Origin of the sequence: Hoylesella timonensis S9-PR14 (genome assembly GCF_000762405.1) — a bacterium.
In the GTDB taxonomy this organism is placed as follows: domain Bacteria; phylum Bacteroidota; class Bacteroidia; order Bacteroidales; family Bacteroidaceae; genus Prevotella; species Prevotella timonensis_A.
The window spans coordinates 1-1348 of record NZ_JRPQ01000235.1; the positions used below are offsets into that span (position 1 = coordinate 1).

Annotated in this window: 1 protein-coding gene; it reads right to left on the bottom strand. The window is 49.8% G+C overall.

Annotated features, from left to right (window positions below):
* Positions 1 to 1348, bottom strand: a 1348-nt coding sequence (locus HMPREF9304_RS12115; protein WP_036929571.1) for a DUF2958 domain-containing protein, incomplete at both ends; no start/stop codon positions are given.

The following is a 1348-nucleotide window of genomic DNA, read 5'->3' on the forward strand; positions in this document are numbered from 1 at the left end:
GATGGTCAAAGATGTCCGCCTTGACGTACCTGCCGTTCTCGGAGCGTTCCAAGAAGAGCATTTCCACACCTGTAGCATCCATCTTGATGATGTCGGTGTTCGCTTTCTGGTTAAAGTAGCCCCAGCGTGCAACATAGTCATCATACAAGTGATTGAGTCTGCTGCGATCCTCCTTGTCTTCTGCATGGTTCTCCGCCTCGTAGTCATAGAGACGATGATAGCACTCCCGTATCTCGATATAGCTTTTTAGTCGGGAAAGCTGGGCATACGGCAAGTCCATCGGATTAAAGGTTGGATGTCGCTTTAAGTCAGAAAGAAAGCCGACCTGCCCTTTCTGCACGACAATGGAGCCGTCTCTCAGGTGAGAGTCCGGCGAAGAGAGAAAAGGGCGCGGGGAAGCATCAAACTCTTTTTTCACCTCCGCTATCGGCTGTGGCTTACGCTCTTCGGCTTCATTCATAAAATCAAAGAGAGACGGTTCACTATATGACTGAGAGGAAGTTTTCTTGCTGCTTCTGCCCTTGGTTCTGTGCTGCGTTGCAGTTGTTGGCTGTTTCTCCTTATTCTCGTTNCTTCCTTTATTTCCCGTCAGCCTNTGTTCTTNGGAAGCCTGTATCTGTGGTTTAGGGNCTTCCTTAATCTCGCCGTTCACGCGCTTTACTTCCTGCGTCCANAGANTGTATTCNTCNGGNGCNAACAGTGANGGCTGCTCCGTTTCCTGTCGCTCNTCNANACNGTCNATNANGGGGTGNTGNTCNTCATCGAAATAGACAGTCTGCCCGTTCATCTCCCGTGGGGCTTCCACATCGGTGCGGATTTCTTTCACTTCCTGCTCATATTGGCGGTGAAGGNTAAGCACNGGTACNCCNTCTGGGNCTGATTNTTCAATAGTAGAGCCTGCCTCTTGTATCTGTACTGTCTGCTCACCGCCCGTTTTATCNACTTGCNCACTNANTTTTTCANCTTGNACTTCCTCTTTGGNATNTTCCGTGGAAAGGTTATCTTCCATTGTCGAAGTCTGAACTTCGGGTGCAGCCTTTTCCTTGATTTCCTCTGTCACCACTTCTTCTTTGGTATATTGTCCCCTGACGATTTCTTCCAGTTCGGCTATCTCGTGCANTTTCTTNGGNGNGAAGTACAGGTCGCGCTCGATGCNCAGCCCATGAATCTTCACTTCCTCCATCTCGTCAAGCGACATATTGCCCAACTCCCAGCCGTAGCCCATCGTGACAGCACCGAAACCNATNCGGCTCTTAGGGTCGTACTCCAAAAGATAAGCCGTGTAAGCTCCCATCGGGAAGAAATAGCGTGCGTAGGCGACCTTATCACCAATAAGTTCCTTTTCCGT